This window comes from Nanobdella aerobiophila, from assembly GCF_023169545.1.
GTDB lineage: Archaea > Nanobdellota > Nanobdellia > Nanobdellales > Nanobdellaceae > Nanobdella > Nanobdella aerobiophila.
In genome coordinates this window covers 274,051-292,061 of record NZ_AP019769.1, presented here as the reverse complement: position 1 = coordinate 292,061, position 18,011 = coordinate 274,051, and the positions used below count along the sequence as shown (strand labels likewise).

Below are 18,011 nucleotides of genomic sequence, written 5' to 3'. Positions count from 1 at the left end.
TTATATTTAATTTTTTTAATATGCCGCGGTGCCCGAGCGGCCCAAGGGGGAGGGCTGCAGACCCTCTTTATCAGGGGTTCGAGTCCCCTCCGCGGCTCATCAAATTTCTTATATATTTATTTCCTTTTATTTCAGGATTTTCAAAAATTTCGTATAATATTTTTGCATATCTTATATAATTCATTTCAATATCATCTTTATTAAATTCTTTATATAAATTAATTAAATCTGAAATATATTTCTCTCCATCTTTTATATATCCTAAAGAGATTCCTGCTAAATAATTTGCAAAATATGGAAAGTCTTCTGAAATCTTTACATTGTTCTTTTCAAAAAATGAACTTATAAGAAGTATAGGTATGTTAAGTATAGACATATCACTTAAGGCATTAAAAATCTGTCTTATATCCTTTATATCATCATTCGATTTATAATATGTTGTCGCGAATCTCTTGAATATCCAAGTTATTTTTGTACTATTTATACGAGCATCCAATATATCCTTTTCTAATAGTTTTGATTTATATCTTTCATTCAATATATATCTACTTAATAAATATGATGATAGCGTTTCTGAACTATAACTTGTAAAAAGTGTCATGTCAACTAATTTTTCAAAAGATAATTCTTCATTAGGAACTATATAAGAAGATATATATGATAGAAAAAAAGAAAAACCTTCATATAAAGTTAAAAAAGCATTCTTATCAAATTTTCTATTTAATTTTTCATAACTTTTTACAAGATAATAGGACACGTTGCCTATTTCAGAAAGACTCAAGCCTTCTACCAATAATTCTCCACCATCTTCTTTTCCTTCCAATATATTTGATAACCCATCAATAATCATTTTATTTGAATCTAATAACTCTAAACCATCAAAAATACTATCTGCTCTATCCAATAATAGATCTAAACCTGCTTTAGTAAATGAATCTCTAACTATAGCATATGCTTTTGATATATATACTCTATCATCCTCTTTATCATTCATTAATCTTTATATCTAGTATATTTTTTTAAATTATTTATATAATAGTAGTAATTATAAATATGATCTTATATATAATTATACATAATTTAATTAAATATTATCTAGATTTTGAAAATCTATTATGAATACGGATATATTTGGAACTATTGATCAGGGTTTTATCTTTATTAATAAAATCTAAAAAAGGTAATAATATTATAACAAATTAAAAAGATATTATATATATCTTAAATTTATTATTAAAAATATATAAGAATAGAATATATAAAAAACTGTCTAAAAATTTTTTGTTCATACATGAACTAAATTCTATATATAGTAATTGAACTATCCTTGTTATAGAACGGATCTTCACACATACTCTATAAAATTAAAAATTTACTATAAAAAGAAAAATAATGCGTCCCTATTCTGAAACTCTAGATAAGATCTTACAGATTGCTAGGGATCATTTTTTTGTAAATCTGGTCTTCTCTCTGGAGGCAGGAGCGCATACATTAGAAACAATGCAAAAAGCAACTCAAGAATACATTAAAAAACTACAAAATGATGATCTAAAACTAGCAGCATTGGATAAAATAGTTTATAGATCATATATATCAAGACTAGAAAAATTTGGTTTAGTTTCGGAAGAAGAAGGTAAATACTATATTAAAGAAGATATAAATAAGTATCAAAATATAATAAGTAACTTCCTCTATAATTTATTTGAACTTTATATGTATGATGATAAAATATTAGATAAAAATACCTTCTATCATATTATGATAGTAGTAAAATTTTTATATGAAAATAAAAATATTAAACTTACTCGGGAAGAGATTCCAAATAAATTAAAAAAAGAATACAATATCTCAAAAAATACTATAGATGAAATTTTAAAACTATTAAAGGAAAAGGGATTTATAAATTATTATGATTATGTAAATGAATATAAGATATATATTATAGACTTGGAAAAAGCAAAAGAAGTATATAGAGAAATAGAGACAGGATCTTTGTCTGCCTATAGAATAAAAGAGATTGCCAAGAGGCATGTTAACATTAATGATTTTTATAAATTATTAGAATATATAATACTTAATAATATATATTATATTCCAAAAAACCGTCCTCTCAATATCGATCTTGAATCTACTTTTAAACCATATATAAATATATTAGAAAAATTAGAGATAATAAAAGGAGAAGAAACAAGAAAAAATGTAATAGAGATAGGAGAAAAAGTTGATTTATTCTATACAAAAATTATAAAACCAGTATTAGAAGGAAAATTATAATAACTTTTCTCATTCTATTTTTAAAATTATAAACAAAATTCGGACTATTCTTTTTTATATTATCTTATTTTCTATATATAGAATTTTTTATTATATAATATTGAAGATAATACTTATTAGCTCATTAATGTTTGATAGAATCTAAAATAAATGACATTAATAATATTTTACAACCATTAATTCTAAATCATTTAAAATTTATATCTTTTTGATTTTTAATTACCTTAAAGTTTCATTATAAAATATAACAATATTTTAAAAGATTTATAAAATAAACCGAGATTTTACGGTATAAAATTAAAAAATATTACTTATATAATATAAAGCTATGGCTAAGATAATATATAATTATAAAATGATAAGAGCATGAAAGATAAAAAATATCAGTATACTTCTTGTTATTATTGTGGAAAAATGACGAGGATGGATAAGGCAATAAAATTATCTATATCTGCTAGATTAAAACCAGATATTACTGGAGATCAGGCTCCAAGTATGATTATTTCTAGCCCGATGAAGATATATATCTGTCCTGCATGTGCTAGATATAGAGGCATTTCTAAGAAGGATATAAGAAATAAAAATAAAGAACAAGAAATTTTAAAGAAATTAGGTATAGAAGTTTAATGGCTACAATAGATATATCGCTAAAAGAACTATATAAATCCTTAAATCTCTTTTTGTCTAAAGAAGATTTGGAACAATATTTATTAAATATAAAATGTGAATTAGATGATATAAATAATGATTATGCTAAGATAGAAATAAAAGATTTTAATAGACCTGATTTATATACATATACAGGTATAGCTAGAGAATTAAAGGGTATATTAGATATAGAAAAAGGCATACCTAATATAAAAATAAATGATTCTGATTATCAAATTATAGTAGATAGAGACCTAAAAGATATAAGACCATATATAGTAGCTGCTATAGTAAAAAATGTAAATTTAAATGATGATAGATTGAAAGATTTAATACAATTACAAGAAAAAATATCACAATCTTATGGAAGAAATAGACAAAAAATTGCAATTGGAACCCACAATTTTGATTTAATTAATTTTCCTATTTATTACAAATTAGCAGATGAAAATATAAAATTCATACCATTAGGATATGATAAGGAATTATCACTAAAAGAAATTATTAATAATACAGAAGTAGGTAAAAAATATGGATATATAATAAATAATAAATATCCCATATTAATCGATAACAATAATAATATTATATCAATGCCTCCAATTATTAATTCAAATAAGATAGGTAAATTAGATAACAATACAAGAAATATATTTATAGATATATCAGGTACTGATTTAGAAAAAATGATTATAGCATTAAATATAATATTATTAACATTATATGAATGGGGAGGAGAAATATATTCTGTAAAAATAAAATATGATAATAAAGAAATAATAAGTCCACAGATAAAAATAATAGAAAAAGAATTTGATTATAATAAAATAAAAAAACATTTAGGTTTAGATTTAAAAGACGAAGAGATTATAAATTATTTATTAAAGAAAAGAATTGAGTCTTCTATAAATAATGATAGATTAAAGATAAGATATCTAAATTATAGAGACGATTTATTATCAGAATATGATATTATAGAAGAAATATTAATTTCTTATGGATATAATAATTTAAAACCAAAAAAATTAAGTATATATACTAAAGGAGAATTAAATAAGAATAGAAAATTCCAAAATTTAATAAGAAAATTAATGGTTAGTATGAATTGTATAGAAATTTATACTCCCATATTATCTTCATATGATATAAACAATATTTTAAAAGAAGATAAAGATATATTAGAAATAATTAATCCCGTATCTAATAATTATAATTCAATTAGATTATCATTATTAACATCCTTTTTACAATTATTACAAGAATCAAAAGAGATAAAATTTCCTGCAAAAATATTTGAAGTTGGAAAGATAGCATATTTAAAGGATAGATTATATCAAGAAGATTCATTATTATATATATATTCTAATTATAAAGTATCTATAAATGATTCCAAAAGTGTTTTAGAAAGATTATTTAATGAATTAAATATAAAATTCGATATGAATATTTCTAATTATAAATTCCTGATAGAAGGTAGACAAGGAAATATTCTTGTAAATAATGAAATAATTGGATGGATAGGTGATATAAATCCTGAAGTATTGGATAATATAGATATAAAGTATCCATTATCAGGTTTTGAAATAAACTTATCAAAATTAATAAAATATATAAATTATGATATCTGAATTCGAATATAAAATATTAAAATTATTAAATGATAAAAAAGAATTGAATGAAATTTCTAAAGAATTAAATGAAGATAAATATAAGGTTTTAAGAGCTTTAGGATTCTTAAAAGAAAAAAATTTAATTGATTTAGAAGAAAAAAGAATAAAAAGATATGTATTAACCGAACTAGGGGAAAAATATATCAATATTAAGTTACCAGAAAGAAGACTACTAGATATATTAAAAGATAAAAAAGAAATATCTATGGATGAGGCTAAAAAATTATTAGATAATAATGAATTTTCATATTCGATAGGATTTTTAAGGAAAAATAATTGTATAAAAATAGAAAATAATAAAATTATATTTATAAAAGATATTGGGACCGATGACAAATATTTAATAGATATTAAAAATAGAAATTATAGTGAAGAAATAATAAATAAATTTAAGAATAGAAAAGGTATAATAGAAGAAAAAGATGATATATTTTATTATGCAAAAATAAATGAAAATGGTTTAAAAGAAATAAGAGACTTTAATCCTGAAAATTATATAGAAGAATATAATAAAGAAGTATTTGATAAAAAATTATATAAAAATAAAAAATTTAGGCCATATGATATTAATATTAAAGTAAAACCTGAAAATATTGGAAGATATAATAAATATTTGGAATTTTTAGATAATATAAGGTATGAATTAATATCAATGGGTTTTAAAGAGATGGATAATTATGATTTAATACTATCTCATTTTTGGAATATAGATACATTATTTATTCCTCAAGATCATCCAGCAGGTGATATATCAATTATGGATGCTTTTTATATTAAAAATATAAATAATATAGAAGATTTTCCAAAAGATTTATTTGAAAAAGTAAAAAATACACAAATTAAATACTTTAAAAATTTTAATAATGATATAGCAAAAAAACCAATGTTGATATCTCATAATACTGCAATATCTGCAAGAACATTATTAAATCCTGAAAAACCTGGAAAATATTTTCTAATAAATAAAGTATTTAGATATGATACTATAGATGCAAAACATTTTATAGAATTCAATCAATTAGAAGGTATAGTATTGAATGATAATATAAATTTTATAGAATTATTGGGAATAATAGGAGATTTAGTTATAAATATAATAAAAGCAAAAAATGTAAAATTCTATCCGGCATATTTTCCATTTACAGAACCTTCTGTAGAAGTATATGCAGAGCATCCTAAATTAGGATTAATAGAAATAGGTGGTGCAGGGGTATTTAGAGAAGAATTATTAAGACAATATAATATAGATTATCCTGTATTAGCATGGGGTTTAGGTATAGATAGACTAGCAATGCTATATCTAAATATAAATGATATAAGAGAATTGCATACAAAGAATATTAAAAGTCTACAAGAATAATATATTATATGGAAGATATAAATAATATAATAATAAATTTTTCAAAAGATTTAATAGAAAAGGTAGATGGTTTAGTAAAAACAATTGCCTTATTCGGTTCTTATGCTCAAAACAAAGAAAATAAAAAATCAGATATAGATATATTAATATTGATAGATGATATATATGCGAATGATCTGAATATTAGCATTCCATTCTATTTCGATAATTTAAATAAAATATTATCCAAAGAAGAATATAAAAAAATACACCCTACAACATTAACATTAACAAAATTTTGGAATATGATATTAAATGGAGATCCATTAATACTAGATATATTAAGAAAAAGTAATGTTATTTTTGATAGTTCCGGTATATATGGTTCATTAAAAAGAATGCTAGAAAATGGTATGATAAAAACTTCTCCAGAATATCTAGAAACTATGAGAAATAAATCACAAGAATTATATAATTATTCGTATTTTTTAATAAATAAATCATTCGAAAGCTTATATAATTCTGTAATATATTTAATTCAATATTATTTAATTAAAAACAAGATAAATGTATATAGTCCAGAAGATATTGTAGAGAAACTAGAAGAATTGAAGAAAAATAAAAAAATAAAAAAAGATATAGTTGAATATTTTAGAGAAATATATGATACAATGAAAAGACTAGAACACAAAGATATAGATAAAATAGATTTAGATAATTTTAATAAATTATTAAATAAATATATAGACTTTAAAGAAATGATTGAAAAGTTATAATTTTATTATTTTTTAATTTTCTAAGAATTTTATTTCTTATTTTATCTTATTGTCTTCATAATAATCTTAATCGATTCATTGATTAATAAAAATCTATTAGAATATAAAACTTTTAGATAAAATATCTCTAATGAAATATGAATTAATAGGCCATGGAGCAGAAGCAAAATTATATTTGATTGAAACTAATGAAAAAAAAGATAATTATATATTCAGATTTAATAAAGATTTATTAAAAAAACTAGATATAGATTATAAAGAATTTGAAATAAACTATAAAGAAAATAAAATAATATTAAAATATAGATATAAGAAAAAATATAGAAATGAAATTATAGATAATAGATTAAGAAAATATAGAACAAGAATCGAGATAAAAATATTAGAAAAATTATATAATAAGGTAAATGTACCAGAATTAATATATAATGATGAAGATTTTGGAATAATTATAATGAGTTATATAGATGGATATAAATTATCAGAATATATAGAAAAATTAGATTATAATAATATATTATATAATATTGGAAAAAGTATAGGAATTATGCACAAAAATAATATTGTTCATGGTGATTTAACAACTGCAAATATGATCTATAAAGATAATAATATATATTTTATAGATTTTGGATTAAGTTTTTTTTCTAAAAGAATCGAAGATTTCGCTGTAGATATACATCTATTTAAAGAAATATTTAAATCTAATCATTGGAAAATATATGGTTCTTTTAATAAATTTATTGAAGGATATAAAGAAAGTTTTAATGATAGATACAAAGATATAATAGACAGATTAAAAAAGGTAGAAGCAAGGGGAAGATATAAATCAATATTATTTTAAATTATTGATTATCATTAATATTTAGTAATTCTTTAAATATAAGAAAAGTGTTATTTTTTAATGGCAGAATATATATGTCCTATATGTCACTCAAAAAATATAGTACCATTATTTGCAAAAGAAAATAGATGGACATGTTTAGATTGCGGTTATGAAGGTTTACCACAAGAAATAATAGATCGTTTAGAATATTTCTGGGAAGATTATAAAAAAGTTGAAAATAAATATAAAAAGCCTAATTAATATTTATTTTTATGTATGATTTTTGTTTACCAAATGATAATGAAGAAGAATTATTAGAGGAATATTATAGAAATAAAATAAAAAATATAGTTTTATGTTATTATATTAATGATAAAAAGGATCTAGATATATTTAAAATAAAAAATATATTATATTATAAAAAATTAAATATATTTTATTGTGCCTTAATTAATAATGATAATCTAGATAAATCATTAAATCTTGCATCAGAATTATTTTATTCAGATAAATATTATAATGATCTAATATATATCATCGGAAAAGATTTTAATTATAATGAAAAGATATCTGAAAAATATTTTTATAATGGAATAAATAATTTTATTAGAAAAAGTAAAAAATATTATTTTTATGGAATAAGTTATTCTTCTATGAAAAAAATTAAAAAAAATAATTTATCATTTTTAATTGATATTAATACTATAAAAAAGGATTTAGAACTGTTTTATAATTATAAAAAATTTATAGAATTTGCTGAAAAAAAATACTTAAATATTTTAATTGGATCTTTTGCAGAGAAAAAAGAAGAAGTACCAAATAGATATCATTTATATTCTTTTTATAAGGTTCTTGGATTATATTATAGCTTAAATTATTTAAATAGAATATTTAAGGAACAAATTATTAGAACTAGATTAGCAAAAAGAAAAGATTATTTTACAAAAGGATTTTATATAATATCATATCCTTATCAAGATTGTAAAGAATATTAGGGTGGCCAGGAATTTATATTTCCTATTGAAATAGAAGGCATAACTCCATTTGGTGGTAAAGCAGGAGAATAATAATATACAGGATTATTTGACCATAAAGAAGTATAAGCCTGTATCGAACCCTCAAAATAATAATATCCAAACGCATAATCTCCTACTGGTACTGAACCACTATAAACTGTAAAAGCGTGTATGTAATATGCAGAACTTGGAGATATTACATAATTTGGATTATCTGTAGTCCAATTATAAAATCCTACATATAGTTCTGGAAAAACAGAATAAGTAATTGAAAAACCATCATCATCTCCAGAATAAATATATGTATTGGATTGTTGTACTTGAACGAATCCTATAAAGTTAATCATCCATCCATAATCTTCTTCATTAACACCTTCTGGACTTGGGTTAGATATTGGAGGATTTGGGTAAGGAGAGCCTCCCGAATACAACCATTGCCAATTCACTTCTACATATGGTTCGCTATTTCCATTAACATTTTGGGTTGTTCCTAGTGAAGGTAATGATCCGTTTATATCTACATTCCAATTAGCACAATATAAATATCCATTATTATTAATACAAGTACCCGGAGTTAATGGTGCTTCATATTGGATTGGCCAGGAAAGAGTAGTCCAACTACTATAATTAACATATATTTGATACATCAATCCCGGATTCATTACATATCCAATATTATCATAATTAAATGTTCCTAAAACATTATATGATGCACCAACATATGGATAATATAATTGATAATAATCTTCTGAAGTACTTCCTATTCCTATATTTATTATAATACTACTATTAGCATTAATGCCTGTAGGTATATTTATCCACCAAATATAACCTGTACCATTATCTCCTTCAAACCAAGAATAATATAACTGACCACTATATGGATTAAAAAATAATATATTTTGTCCATTACTATCTATATAACTGGATAAATTAAGAGTATTTGGTATATATATTTCTTGCTGAAATGGTTCTGGAGTAGCAATGTTTTGATTATTATATATATTTATTGGAACATAATAATTTATTGGAAGATTATTAATTGGTACACAATTTTCCATACCTAAAGACTCTAAACAAAAGTATAAAGTATCATATGTATAATTATAATTTGCTGATATTTGTTGACCAGAATTTATTATATAATTGTTATTTGAAGTATTAAAGTTATAATCAAATTTAGAAATATTATAAGAACCATAATATATATCATTTAAATTTACTGGACATATATTATTATTTAATATATTCACACTTATTATATTATTACTAATAGTAGCATTAGATAAATTTAAATAACTTATAGAAATTGTAGGTAAATTATACTGGATATCATTTTCCGATATTTCTCCGTATAAACAATCATAATTATTTATATATTTAAAATTATATGTATTTTGTATATTATTTAAATTATTTAAATAATAATTATCTATAGAAAATACATTATTATTATAAAAATATGTATAATATGCAGGATTTCCGCTAAATTCTAAAGAAATATTAAAATTACTATTATAAGCTTCATATCCATTAAATACACAATAATTATTAGAATAAGATGTAGAATAATTATTTATTATATTAAAAAATACATCATTAATACCTGCAGATGTTGGTAAAAATTGATATATAGAATTTAATACGATTACATGTGTAGAATTAAAATAATTAGGAACTTCTATATTACTATAAGAACAATTATAATAAACAGTAATTGGAATTAATGTTGATCCATATAAATTTAATATATTTTCATATATATTATTTCCATATTGTAGTTTATATATCTCACCGTATTTTGGATAATAACTTGAGTAAAATTGAAATTCATCGGACAATGTATTTATATAGGATAAAAAATATAATACTAATACTAGAATTACTACAAATGTATATAGATATAATTGACTACGAGCCATATATTGTGAATTTTGAAAAACTTAGGCCATATGGATAAACAATATTACTATATAAATTATATCCTGATGGTACTGGATTTACATTGAAATAAGACCAAAAATTATATTGTATATTAGGTTGTAAATTATTAGAATATTCTATATTTATTGGATAACATGATGAAATATTTATGCTACTAGAAGTTATATACTCTTGGTAATTTAATGGCAATGAATATTTTATATCTAATTCTGTTACAGGATCTTCAAAAATATTATATCCTCCAACATTATATCCCTCTAAATTGTAATTTTGATTATTTCCATATAAAATATTATTGTTTTGATTATAATTTGAACTTATATATTCTACTACAGGATTATATAAACTAAAACTATTAGAATAATATATATTTTTTATCTGATTTAATGTTAAAAAATTATTATAAAATGCTATTTTATATACATATCCATTAAAAGTACATTCTGGAGAAGAAGAATATAATGAAGTTGGTGTTCCTAGATATATTGTCTCATTTGGAGGATAATATAAATTTAATGGTTGTAGAGAACTCCATCCGGGAGCTGGTTGTAATTGTCCATAATATAATCCTGTTTGATTTATAAATCCTGCATAAAATTCCCCACTAGAAGAATTGTATTCCCAAAATACAAATATCCATTGATTTAATGGTAATATATAATTTGGCAAATAACCAATTGTACCACTTTCATCTATTCCTAGATAATAATTTCCATTAATTGGCAATAATATTTGTCTAAATGTTGATGCTGTATAAGAAGTTACTCCTATAGTAGCTAATGCACTTACATAATTTTCTCCAGATGCACAATTAGAATAATAATAATAATTGTTTACATATATCCAAGCAACAGCAGTTATAGAAGTAGCTCCAGATAATTGAGATGGATAATATGATGAATTTAATAATTGAAAATATGTATAATTATTAAAATATAATATTTTTGATTGATCTAAACATTGAGAAGATATATATAGTGTTTCCCAGCTAAAAGGAGATATAGAATAACCAACTATATTTGAAGGAATATTATTAGATAATTGATAATTATTAAAATTCGTTAAATAATTATATGTACTATTATCTGCTCTAAAAATTATTAATAAAGGTTGATTGTAATTTAAAGGTAAACTTAAGGATATATTTAATATAGGAAACGAACCAAGAAGATTTGTAATATAACTTATATTTACATAATTAATATATAATGGATTTTGATTATATGTATATGCAAATATAGAGTATGGATCTATAGTATTATTATATAAATATGATTGATTTAAAATTATCGATATATTAGTAGAATTATAATAATTTACTACTACATAATACCAGTCATTCGACGAACTTATATTTGTACAATAATCTCCATTATAATTATCTATTAAAAAATAATTTTCATTCTGATTATTAACTGTAGTAGTATACGACAAGCCAGGACCCAGGTATGGAAATGGATATAAAAACTCATAACAAGAATAATTCTCTATATTATATAATTTTAAACTACTATAAATATCTATTTTTTCATCATAAGAAGATAATACGTCTGAAAAGATAAAATAATTAATAGAAGATATTATATCGAAGTTATTATTTTCTAGATAAGATAATATATTATAATTATATGTTGAAGCAAGACCAGAATACAGAGTATAGTATTTATTAAAAATATTTATATAAGTACCTGGATTTTGTGGAAATTTGATATAGATAGCATAAGCTAATACCAGAGATATAACTAATATAATCTCTATAAGATAATTAAAAGATCTCATACTATTTATTTCTACTAAATAGATTTAAATATTTTTCTAAAAATATTGTAAAATGGATATATTAGAAAAATTATTATCTTCTATAGAAAAGAATTATAAAAAGTTTATATTAATATCAATCGTACTTTTTTTATTATTCGGAAGTATATTATTATACAATTCCTTTAAAAATGGATATATTATTAATAAATCTATAACAATATCTGGAGGATATATAACATTAATAAATAACAACCATATAACAAATACAGAAATTTATAATATTCTTAATCAAATGAATATATCAAAATATGTATTATATAATACTCCAAATATAATATATATTGAATCAAAAAACCAGATAAATGAAACAGAACTAGTAAATCTAATTAATTCAGAATATAATATTCAGTTATCACCTTCAGATATATCAATACAGCAATATTCATCAATTGTAGGAAATTTGATATTTAATCAATTTGCACAGTTTGTAATTATAGTAATGATGCTTTCTGGATTTATAATATTTTTGGCATATAGAATATCTAATGTTACTTTAAATATAATATCTACAATCGCTTTTGATATTCTAGGACTATTGACAGTACTATCTTTAACTGGTTACCCAATAGGTGCAAATGGATTTATAGCTATGCTAATGATATTAGGTTTTGCAATAGATAATAATGTAGTATTATCAACGAATATTGTAAAGGAAAAGGAAAAAACATTTCTAGAAAGGATAAAAATGTCCTTTAGAGTTGGAATGGCTATGGAGATCATTGCATTATATGCCTTAATAATATTATATTTAATAGTTCCAGAGCCATCTGTTAAAGAATTCTCTTTAGTACTATCTATAGGAATAATATTCGATTTATTATACTATCTAATTGGAAATATACCTATATATAAATATTTTGAGCATAGAAAGGAATTAAAAGAAATAGCTTATACATCTACTACCAATTCAACTGTCCAATAAGTTTTCTTAATTTTTGTTATATTTATATCATGTAGTGTAACAGCTTTAACTTCCTTTCTAAATTCATGTTTATCTTTATCATATTTTTCTCCATATACTGAAAATCTACAGTACCATTTATATTTTCTACTTTCTAATCGGACTCTTTTCAAATTTTTAACTCGTATATCCCTTATAGCAAGATTTTTATTAAAGAAAGAATCTTCTAAGACAGTCTTTGCCACTTTATATATTATATCTAATATATCCTTTCCTTCTAGATCATAATCGAAAGATTCCTTTTTTTCTACTTTCTCGCTATTATATATTAAATTACTAATACCCAAAACCAAAGCCTCTATAGCTCTTTTTGGAGTATTTCCATATCCAATAACTTTTATATCGGCTGTATGGTCTTCATATTCATATTCTCTTAAAACAGTCATTAATTAATTATATAAAAAACTCTTATATTTTTATAATTCAGGAGACCGAACAGATCATCATTTTTCAGACATAATTCTTTCATCATATAAAATTTTATTTTTATTTTTTTCTTAAAAAATATTTTATTATGAATCTATTAAATATAAAAATAAGAGATGATACAAAAATTATAAATGTATATTCTTCGGCATTTAAAAATATGGAATTTATACCAAAAGAGTATACATGCGAAGGAGAAAATAAATCTTTTGGTATTTATATAAATGATATACCTGAAGAAACAAAAAGTATTCTGTTATTATTAGAAGATCCGGATGCTCCTGGAGGTATATTCACGCATTGGATATTATATATAAAGGGAAAAGTAAATAATATACCTGAAAATATAGAAAAGACAAGATCTATAAAAATTAGTGGTATAGAATGTATACAAGGGATAAATGACTTTAATAAAATTGGCTATTTGGGTCCATGCCCGCCAAGAGGAGATAAAGAACATAGATATTATACAATAGTACTATTATTGAATAAAATCATAGAACCTGGGTATGATATTAATGATTTTCTAAAAAATATAAATGAAGAGAATATTATCGGTTATGGGTATTTTATAGGCTTGTATAAAAGATAGTTTTTTTAATATTTTTATAATCTAGGTATTTATGGAAGATGTATCAAAGGAAGAAATTGACAATATAATAAAAGATTTGCATAATAAAGGTTATACTTCATCATACATAGGTAAATATATAAAAGATCAAAAGGGTGTAAATTTTAAAGAGTTATATAAAACGAAAATTACCAGATATATGAAATCTATAAATATAAAATATGATATACCAGAAGATTTATTATTCTTATTAAAGAGAATAAGTAAAATATTAAAACATCTAGAAAGTAACAAACAGGATAAGGTTACAAAAAAATCATTAGAGGAGATAGAAACCCAAGTATTATCATTAATAAAATATTATAAGAAAAGAAATAAATTACCAAAATCTTTTGAGTATTCTAGAGATCTAGCAAAGATGTATGCATCTTCATGAACAATAGATTTTTATCATATATAGAAGATTTAACAAATAAAATAGAGAAAGAAATAGAAAATAATAAAAGTTTCCTGATATTTTCATCTTTGAATCCTGATGGAATATCTTCTTCTATATTGTTACTAAATTCTCTATATAGAAAAAATGCAGAAGTACATCTAACGTATATAGATTCTATAAAATACGATGAAGTAAGATCCTTATTATATGAAAAAGATTCTTATGAATATGATAATATATTTTTTATAGATACTGGATCTATATTTTCAGATATACTAATAAAAATGAATAAAGATATAAATAAAAAAATATATATAATAGATCATCATTATTTAGTATCCAAGGATCTAGAAATCAATAGTGTTGTAAACCTAAATCCCACGATATTTAATCTTGATTCTTATAAGGAAGTATCTACCTCAAATATATTATATTATATATCTAAAAATATGTCTCATAATAAAGAGCTATTATATTTATCTTTAATTGGTAATATATATGATTTTTCTAATATAAATAATGAAATTTTGAATGAACTAAAAGAAGATGAGTTAATTATAGAAAATCTAGGATTAAATCTACCCGGGATATATAAAAAGCCATTATATAAATCTATAAGTAATTCATATAATTTTTATATACCATATATTACTGGAAGTGATGAAAAAGCTTTAGATTTATTGAAAGGTATAAATGTAGATAAAAAAGGAACTGCAAATATCATGTACGAAGATGTATCAGAGGAGGATATAAAGAAAATAGTTAGTAATATAATAAAATTAAAATTAAAATATAATTTGAATAGAACTGAAGATTTAATAGGAAAATTATATAAAATAAATAAAAATACTGAAATTGGAGATTTAAATGAAGTACTATATTCTATAGAAAGTTTAATAGAATCAAAAAATTTATATGGAATACTATATTTCCTCAAAAAAATACCAATAGATATATTAAAAGATTCTGAGACTATATTTAGATCAAATTTTTCAAAATCTTTATATGATATAATAGAGAATAAATTTGAAACAATTAATGAAAATGGTATAAAAATAATAAAAATTGAAAAAAATTATGGTAATGGTTATTATATATCCTTATTGGTTGATTTATTAATAAAAGAAGGGATACTAAAAGATAAGGCAATAATAGTATTATTTAAGAATAATAATTATTATAGAGGATTAATAAGATCAAAAATTGAAAATAAAAGAATAATAAATAATATTATAAGAAGATTATTTGAAAATAAGATTATATCATATTCTAGTTTTGATAACTTTGGTGGATTTTTATTAGATATAAATAATTATGAAGAATTCATAAAAAGTATAAAGATCAGTTTAAGACAAGAAAATATTATATAATCTTTTTCTTTTTCAATCTTTCATATCCTTTTTTTAATATTTTTCTAAATAAATTTCTCTTTTTTATATTACCTAGGGATAATGCAGCTTTTCTAAGGCTTCCTTCTTTTATTAATATATTTAATAGTTCTTTATGCCTTGAAGTTAATTGGTCATCATATTTTAATATTAAATTCGCCAATTTTATGATATCTACCTTTTGCCCACCCCATGCATATTCTTCAGAAGATATATCTGTTTTAAATATTTCTAATGGTTCAAATTCAATTATTACAACCTCTTTTTTAATATTTATATTTTTATATATTCTTAAAATTTCATTAATAAGCTCTTCTTTATTATTATATCCATCCAATTTAGCCTCTTCATCCGTAATCTGATACAACTTCTTAGTATATATATTTTTTATTCTATACTTTCCAATTGCTTTTCCGCCTGCGTGAAGTATAAATATATCACCAATCTTAAAACCCCCCTTCGATAGTCTTATCGTTATTCTTTTCTTACCGGATAATATATCTTCTAAATATTTACCATAAAATTGTATATTCTTCATTAATAGTCTATTGGCGATGGATTAATACTTACAGTATTCTTGTACAATGAATATTTTCCATATTTATATGCACCATAAACTAAGAAAAATGATATTAATACTGCAGCGATAATTATCAATGCAAGCGCATTTTGCGAATCTCTATCATTAGATATGTCCCTTAATGATTCTATGGCATAAGAAAATCCTTCTATGTATATAAATATATTCCAGATTGTTGATATACTATTAAATAATGCTACAAGGACGGACCAAAAGTTTCTTGTTTTATATGCTACTATAATACTATTAACTGTAACCACTATACCAAATAATATAATTAATAATCCAAAAACTAAGAATGATAATGATAGAACTGAAATTAAGGTATTAGAACTTATATATGAGAAATAATATGCTATTATAGATAATATTCCTGTAGTGCCATATGCTGCACCAGCAAATGATAAAACCAATGTAGAATAAGAGACTAATCGAGGCCAATCATTATATATATTATTTATTCTCATATATTCTAAAGATCTTCCAACATTATATGAATTCCAGATAGATATTATAATATCAATTAACATGAATAATACATAAAATGCGATTCCTAAACCCATATACTTATCTTCCAAATAATATTTAAAAAATTAATATATTACAAAATTTCCTAAATATATATTATGGATATAACAATTATATTACTAAATATAGTAGATTCATGGTTAAATATCCTAATCCTTACCATAACAAATCTACAAATTATATGGATTACTTATCCTACATATATTACTTGGATTAGTATGGAATACTTCGTAGAAAAAGAAGGTATACACTATAGTCATGCATTGGCGAATAGTATAATCTTTTCTTGGGTATCTATAGATTGGTTAAGAGAATTATATGAAACAAGTAATATTTATGATCTACCAAAATTATTTATAGCATTGGGGTTCTTATCATTATCAATTTTTATATTAATATCTGCTGCTAAAAGAAAAAAAATTGCAAAATTATTGGGAAAGACAGGAGTATTCGCATATTTTCAGATATTTCTAACTCCTTTTATGTATAACCTGTCCAGTTTTAATATAAATAATATAATATCTATAATAGCTTTCTTTCCTATAATATATTTAATTGTATACTTAATAGATAAATATTTACCATCATTTATAGATGAAGAGATAGAACAGGATGATAATAATTATGATATAAATAATAATTATCAAGATTATAATCAATATAATTACTCAAATAACTATGGACAAAATTATAATTATCAAAACTACAATAGATACTATAATAATGCTTATAATAATCAGTATGGTAATTATAATTACTATAATAATTACCAATATTATTATAGAAACAAAAATAGGAGATAAG

General features: G+C 21.8%; 19 protein-coding genes and 1 tRNA gene. 14 read left to right on the top strand and 6 right to left on the bottom strand.

What is annotated here, in order from left to right; all coding sequences use genetic code 11:
* Nucleotides 1–22 precede the first annotated feature (22 nt).
* Nucleotides 23–97: transfer RNA gene (locus tag MJ2HA_RS01690), tRNA-Cys, on the top strand.
* On the opposite strand, the gene MJ2HA_RS01685 is transcribed toward MJ2HA_RS01690, so the two are convergent.
* The gene (locus MJ2HA_RS01685; RefSeq protein ID WP_258393533.1) at nt 71–994 is read right to left on the bottom strand and encodes a hypothetical protein; all 924 of its coding nucleotides are present in this window, start codon (nt 992–994) and stop codon (nt 71–73) included. The two genes, MJ2HA_RS01690 and MJ2HA_RS01685, sit on opposite strands and share 27 nt — an antisense overlap.
* 398 nt (nt 995–1,392) lie before the next feature.
* Between MJ2HA_RS01685 and MJ2HA_RS01680 the strand changes: the two genes are divergently transcribed.
* From MJ2HA_RS01680 to MJ2HA_RS01645, 8 genes are all read left to right on the top strand, one after another.
* Nucleotides 1,393–2,274, top strand: a complete 882-nt coding sequence (locus MJ2HA_RS01680; protein WP_258393532.1) for a hypothetical protein — start codon at nt 1,393–1,395, stop codon at nt 2,272–2,274.
* 366 nt (nt 2,275–2,640) lie between these two features.
* Nucleotides 2,641–2,901 carry a hypothetical protein gene (locus tag MJ2HA_RS01675; RefSeq protein WP_258393531.1) on the top strand — a complete coding sequence of 87 codons (261 nt, stop codon included), beginning with the start codon at nt 2,641–2,643 and terminating at the stop codon, nt 2,899–2,901.
* A complete protein-coding gene (gene pheT, locus MJ2HA_RS01670) occupies nt 2,901–4,550 on the top strand; it encodes a phenylalanine--tRNA ligase subunit beta (protein ID WP_258393530.1) in 1,650 nt (549 codons plus the stop codon). Before MJ2HA_RS01675 ends, pheT begins: the two co-directional genes overlap by 1 nt.
* Nucleotides 4,540–5,952: a phenylalanine--tRNA ligase subunit alpha gene (gene pheS, locus MJ2HA_RS01665; RefSeq protein ID WP_258393529.1), complete on the top strand. Its 1,413-nt coding sequence runs from the start codon at nt 4,540–4,542 to the stop codon at nt 5,950–5,952. Before pheT ends, pheS begins: the two co-directional genes overlap by 11 nt.
* Nucleotides 5,953–5,960: 8 nt before the next feature.
* Nucleotides 5,961–6,707 carry a nucleotidyltransferase domain-containing protein gene (locus tag MJ2HA_RS01660; protein ID WP_258393528.1) on the top strand — a complete coding sequence of 249 codons (747 nt, stop codon included), beginning with the start codon at nt 5,961–5,963 and terminating at the stop codon, nt 6,705–6,707.
* 130 nt (nt 6,708–6,837) lie between these two features.
* Nucleotides 6,838–7,551, top strand: a complete 714-nt coding sequence (locus MJ2HA_RS01655; RefSeq protein ID WP_258393527.1) for a KEOPS complex kinase/ATPase Bud32 — start codon at nt 6,838–6,840, stop codon at nt 7,549–7,551.
* A 60-nt stretch (nt 7,552–7,611) separates the two neighbouring features.
* Nucleotides 7,612–7,794 (top strand): hypothetical protein, encoded by a 183-nt coding sequence (locus MJ2HA_RS01650; RefSeq protein WP_258393526.1) that lies wholly within the window; start codon nt 7,612–7,614, stop codon nt 7,792–7,794.
* A gap of 11 nt (nt 7,795–7,805) precedes the next feature.
* Nucleotides 7,806–8,528 (top strand): hypothetical protein, encoded by a 723-nt coding sequence (locus tag MJ2HA_RS01645; protein ID WP_258393525.1) that lies wholly within the window; start codon nt 7,806–7,808, stop codon nt 8,526–8,528.
* On the opposite strand, the gene MJ2HA_RS01640 is transcribed toward MJ2HA_RS01645, so the two are convergent.
* Both MJ2HA_RS01640 and MJ2HA_RS01635 read right to left on the bottom strand, forming a co-directional pair.
* Nucleotides 8,525–10,471 carry a hypothetical protein gene (locus tag MJ2HA_RS01640; RefSeq protein WP_258393524.1) on the bottom strand — a complete coding sequence of 649 codons (1,947 nt, stop codon included), beginning with the start codon at nt 10,469–10,471 and terminating at the stop codon, nt 8,525–8,527. The genes MJ2HA_RS01645 and MJ2HA_RS01640 overlap by 4 nt on opposite strands.
* The gene (locus MJ2HA_RS01635; protein ID WP_258393523.1) at nt 10,461–12,272 is read right to left on the bottom strand and encodes a hypothetical protein; all 1,812 of its coding nucleotides are present in this window, start codon (nt 12,270–12,272) and stop codon (nt 10,461–10,463) included. The genes MJ2HA_RS01640 and MJ2HA_RS01635 overlap by 11 nt, the downstream gene beginning before the upstream one ends.
* Before the next feature lie 52 nt (nt 12,273–12,324).
* Here MJ2HA_RS01635 and MJ2HA_RS01630 point away from each other — a divergent pair, with 52 nt between their 5' ends.
* Nucleotides 12,325–13,236, top strand: coding sequence for a hypothetical protein (locus MJ2HA_RS01630; protein WP_258393522.1), 912 nt, complete (start codon nt 12,325–12,327; stop codon nt 13,234–13,236).
* Here the strand turns inward: MJ2HA_RS01630 and MJ2HA_RS01625 are convergent.
* Nucleotides 13,203–13,661, bottom strand: a complete 459-nt coding sequence (locus tag MJ2HA_RS01625; protein ID WP_258393521.1) for an archease — start codon at nt 13,659–13,661, stop codon at nt 13,203–13,205. The genes MJ2HA_RS01630 and MJ2HA_RS01625 overlap by 34 nt on opposite strands.
* 128 nt (nt 13,662–13,789) lie before the next feature.
* Between MJ2HA_RS01625 and MJ2HA_RS01620 the strand changes: the two genes are divergently transcribed.
* Genes MJ2HA_RS01620 through MJ2HA_RS01610 form a run of 3 tightly spaced genes read left to right on the top strand, consistent with a single transcriptional unit; the run spans nt 13,790 to nt 16,081 of the window.
* Nucleotides 13,790–14,293, top strand: a complete 504-nt coding sequence (locus tag MJ2HA_RS01620) for a YbhB/YbcL family Raf kinase inhibitor-like protein (RefSeq protein ID WP_258393520.1) — start codon at nt 13,790–13,792, stop codon at nt 14,291–14,293.
* A 31-nt stretch (nt 14,294–14,324) separates the two neighbouring features.
* Nucleotides 14,325–14,708: a 30S ribosomal protein S15 gene (locus tag MJ2HA_RS01615; protein ID WP_258393519.1), complete on the top strand. Its 384-nt coding sequence runs from the start codon at nt 14,325–14,327 to the stop codon at nt 14,706–14,708.
* Nucleotides 14,705–16,081, top strand: a complete 1,377-nt coding sequence (locus tag MJ2HA_RS01610) for a DHH family phosphoesterase (RefSeq protein ID WP_258393518.1) — start codon at nt 14,705–14,707, stop codon at nt 16,079–16,081. Before MJ2HA_RS01615 ends, MJ2HA_RS01610 begins: the two co-directional genes overlap by 4 nt.
* Here the strand turns inward: MJ2HA_RS01610 and MJ2HA_RS01605 are convergent.
* Nucleotides 16,074–16,637: an ASCH domain-containing protein gene (locus tag MJ2HA_RS01605; RefSeq protein ID WP_258393517.1), complete on the bottom strand. Its 564-nt coding sequence runs from the start codon at nt 16,635–16,637 to the stop codon at nt 16,074–16,076. The genes MJ2HA_RS01610 and MJ2HA_RS01605 overlap by 8 nt on opposite strands.
* Nucleotides 16,637–17,242, bottom strand: a complete 606-nt coding sequence (locus tag MJ2HA_RS01600; RefSeq protein ID WP_258393516.1) for a hypothetical protein — start codon at nt 17,240–17,242, stop codon at nt 16,637–16,639. Before MJ2HA_RS01600 ends, MJ2HA_RS01605 begins: the two co-directional genes overlap by 1 nt.
* A gap of 63 nt (nt 17,243–17,305) precedes the next feature.
* Between MJ2HA_RS01600 and MJ2HA_RS01595 the strand changes: the two genes are divergently transcribed.
* Nucleotides 17,306–18,010 carry a hypothetical protein gene (locus MJ2HA_RS01595; protein WP_258393515.1) on the top strand — a complete coding sequence of 235 codons (705 nt, stop codon included), beginning with the start codon at nt 17,306–17,308 and terminating at the stop codon, nt 18,008–18,010.
* Nucleotide 18,011 lies beyond the last annotated feature (1 nt).

Bases quoted from the DNA above. Each gene is read 5' to 3' on its own strand.
- MJ2HA_RS01685 (WP_258393533.1), bottom strand. From the start codon at position 994: ATGAATGATAAAGAGGATGATAGAGTATATATATCAAAAGCATATGCT.
- MJ2HA_RS01680 (WP_258393532.1), top strand. From the start codon at position 1,393: ATGCGTCCCTATTCTGAAACTCTAGATAAGATCTTACAGATTGCTAGG.
- MJ2HA_RS01675 (WP_258393531.1), top strand. From the start codon at position 2,641: ATGAAAGATAAAAAATATCAGTATACTTCTTGTTATTATTGTGGAAAA.
- pheT (WP_258393530.1), top strand. From the start codon at position 2,901: ATGGCTACAATAGATATATCGCTAAAAGAACTATATAAATCCTTAAAT.
- pheS (WP_258393529.1), top strand. From the start codon at position 4,540: ATGATATCTGAATTCGAATATAAAATATTAAAATTATTAAATGATAAA.
- MJ2HA_RS01660 (WP_258393528.1), top strand. From the start codon at position 5,961: ATGGAAGATATAAATAATATAATAATAAATTTTTCAAAAGATTTAATA.
- MJ2HA_RS01655 (WP_258393527.1), top strand. From the start codon at position 6,838: ATGAAATATGAATTAATAGGCCATGGAGCAGAAGCAAAATTATATTTG.
- MJ2HA_RS01650 (WP_258393526.1), top strand. From the start codon at position 7,612: ATGGCAGAATATATATGTCCTATATGTCACTCAAAAAATATAGTACCA.
- MJ2HA_RS01645 (WP_258393525.1), top strand. From the start codon at position 7,806: ATGTATGATTTTTGTTTACCAAATGATAATGAAGAAGAATTATTAGAG.
- MJ2HA_RS01640 (WP_258393524.1), bottom strand. From the start codon at position 10,471: ATGGCTCGTAGTCAATTATATCTATATACATTTGTAGTAATTCTAGTA.
- MJ2HA_RS01635 (WP_258393523.1), bottom strand. From the start codon at position 12,272: ATGAGATCTTTTAATTATCTTATAGAGATTATATTAGTTATATCTCTG.
- MJ2HA_RS01630 (WP_258393522.1), top strand. From the start codon at position 12,325: ATGGATATATTAGAAAAATTATTATCTTCTATAGAAAAGAATTATAAA.
- MJ2HA_RS01625 (WP_258393521.1), bottom strand. From the start codon at position 13,661: ATGACTGTTTTAAGAGAATATGAATATGAAGACCATACAGCCGATATA.
- MJ2HA_RS01620 (WP_258393520.1), top strand. From the start codon at position 13,790: ATGAATCTATTAAATATAAAAATAAGAGATGATACAAAAATTATAAAT.
- MJ2HA_RS01615 (WP_258393519.1), top strand. From the start codon at position 14,325: ATGGAAGATGTATCAAAGGAAGAAATTGACAATATAATAAAAGATTTG.
- MJ2HA_RS01610 (WP_258393518.1), top strand. From the start codon at position 14,705: ATGAACAATAGATTTTTATCATATATAGAAGATTTAACAAATAAAATA.
- MJ2HA_RS01605 (WP_258393517.1), bottom strand. From the start codon at position 16,637: ATGAAGAATATACAATTTTATGGTAAATATTTAGAAGATATATTATCC.
- MJ2HA_RS01600 (WP_258393516.1), bottom strand. From the start codon at position 17,242: ATGGGTTTAGGAATCGCATTTTATGTATTATTCATGTTAATTGATATT.
- MJ2HA_RS01595 (WP_258393515.1), top strand. From the start codon at position 17,306: ATGGATATAACAATTATATTACTAAATATAGTAGATTCATGGTTAAAT.